Source organism: bacterium endosymbiont of Bathymodiolus sp. 5 South (genome assembly GCF_900128535.1).
In the GTDB taxonomy this organism is placed as follows: Bacteria; Pseudomonadota; Gammaproteobacteria; order PS1; family Pseudothioglobaceae; genus Thiodubiliella.
Genome location: NZ_FQTR01000203.1, coordinates 1 through 2,553, shown reverse-complemented (window position 1 = coordinate 2,553; position 2,553 = coordinate 1). Strand labels below are relative to the sequence as shown.

Here is a 2,553-nt window from a genome sequence, read left to right as displayed (position 1 = left end):
GTGCTGGGTGTTTTAGGGCAAGTTTAAGGGTGCTGTCTTTGACATTGTCATCGGGTTCGGTTTGGATTAGGACTTGGTGGTCGTGGTTGGCTAGTTGGGGCTTGGTTTTTTGGGATTCTGCTTTTAGTTTGTTGATTTGTTCTTGGTTTGGGGTGTCCCAGTCTTGGAGTTTTTTGTCGTTGTGGGGTTGGGTTTCGGCTAGGTGTGGAGGAGTACGCACAATCACATCTGAGTCTTGGGGTGTTTTTGATAGCCATTTTACGGGTTCGCCCCCTTCTGTTTTCGTCCACACTACAATGTTAACTTCATATTTGTTAGACAGTGCTGTAACCAGTTCTTGATAATGACCAAGCTTTTTTGTAGTAGACGCTGAAATAGTTATATTTCTAATAGGTTGCTGAGTAACTTGAGATATAAGTTCTAAGTTTTCCAAAGTCTCCCTTGTCGTAGGAATCTGCTTTACATCCCCATGCACAATTCTGACACGAATGTCAGCATCAAAATCATCACCTCTAAATGCCAAGAGTTGTTGTTTTAGGACTGAATTTCCGAATTCTGTCAATTGTATGACATTTTTTGGTATATAAGGCGATTCAACAAAGGCTGTGTTGCCCCTGCCCCCCTTAACAATAATCACCTCAGAATTTCTATTACAAAGAGCCATCAATACTTGAGAGTCTTCAGGGTTAGAGTGCACCAAAACACTTACATTAAGACCTCTACCAAATTTACCTAAATCTTGTCCTTGTTTCAACACACTACCCTGAGCAAACCAGTCGTTATCTTTTGGTGTTTTGATGTTGAGATGTGACATGGAGGCATCTGAAGGCAGTGCTTCTTTAAACTGATGCAACATTTGCTCAGTTTCACTAAAACCTTTGGCTTTAACAAAAACTTTTAACGCACCCTTTAATTCACTAAGGCGTTTATTGCCATAAATGCGTTCTATTTTTGGCTTTCCATCTTTATCAATAGAAAGACTAACATCATAATGCTCGTCTGTATAAGAATCCACAGGGATTATTTCACCTTTTTCATTGAACGCATAAGTTTTTTTAAAAATGTCAGAGCGATATCTTGTACGAAATCCGTCTGCGGAATCTACCGTAACTTTTCTACCATTTGGAAGCACACTTGTCTTCACAAGCCTAACACTGACTTTGGCGTTACTTATCCCTCTTTTTCGCAACTTAGATAGAAGTTTTATTGCATACTCACCCTTTAAGTCACAGGGAATCAAACTGACTTTCCTTACGCTAAAATCCTCACCAGTAGCCTGCTCTATAGTACTGATATATTTGGCAATTTCCTCAATACTTCTGTCTGCAATGCTGCCTAATGCACCATGTGCATTGATCATAACTTTAAGATCGCCTTTTGGTATTTGATCTAATTTAAGTCCGTATACAACTTTGTAATTACCGTTTTTATCCATATGAACAATAGTAGTATTGTCTGGATATTTTTCTGCCAGTCGTATCTCATTTTGAATCAATTCTAAGTCATCTGTTGTTGTTATGAGAATTTGGCGTGTGTATCCTACAAATGGATCGGTAATGGGGTCCCGCCTTATGCTCCCTACCTCCCATTTATCAAGTTTAGCTTGGGACTCCTTGGCCACTTGAATCTCACGCTCTATAGCTGATATGTCGTGTTTTAATTGTTCACGCATTTCAACGCTGCGACTTGCAAGATCCAAAAACCATTCATGCGTCTTCTTTAATTTTTTAACTTTATCGCCAACTTCCAGCACTTTGGCTGCTTCGTATTTTTCACGCACAAGTAGCACAGAGTGCTCTAGTTCTATTCTTCTTAAGTTTTGAGCTTCAATATCAGTAATAAAATCTTGCAAAACAGCATTTATCCTGTTTAATTCTCCTATAATTTCTGAATTTGGGTTGCTGCTTAAATGCTCATCAAAATCCAACTTTAATTCCTTTAGTCCAGAATAATAGAAGTCCAATTCATTTTCTCGTACTTCACGAAAAGCATGGAGAGTCCCAGATAAAAGTTCATAATGCTTACTTTGCTTTTTAGAGGTGAATTTTTTACTCTTAAGCAACTCTTCCAATCTTTGAATTTCTTCATTAAGATTGATCAATGGATTCTTTAACACCCCACTGTGGCTTTTAACCGTTTCAGTTTTTTGACTCATTCCTCCTTTATCAGTATCCCAGCTATAAACGGTCTTGGTGCCGCCTGTTAGCATGGTTTTGGTGCCATCAGCATTGACTTCTATTTGTGTTGTTCTGCCGGTTACTTCGGCGTTGATGGTGCCATTGCCGCTGTCATACAATCTTTGTGCAACTAATTGTGCTAAGGAGGTAATTTCAGCTGCAGTGCCACTTGAGGAGGGTTTGTCTGTCTCACAACCTACTAAGGCAATACGGCCTTGCTCTGTTTGTTCTATTCTAAGTTTTGTTTGTAAGTCGGTGATATGGGTAGCGAGTTGTTCAGCGCCTATGGCTGTCATTTCAGATCCGTGAGCCACTACATTGATACGGTATTTGCCATTGACATTAAGGTTGACTTCGTTGCCGTTTAAATCATAAA

At 39.4% G+C, this 2,553-nt stretch carries 1 protein-coding gene; it reads right to left on the bottom strand.

The features are described from left to right. On the bottom strand, nucleotides 1–2,553 hold a 2,553-nt coding region (locus BBROOKSOX_RS09975; protein ID WP_139661571.1), incomplete at both ends, for a C80 family cysteine peptidase.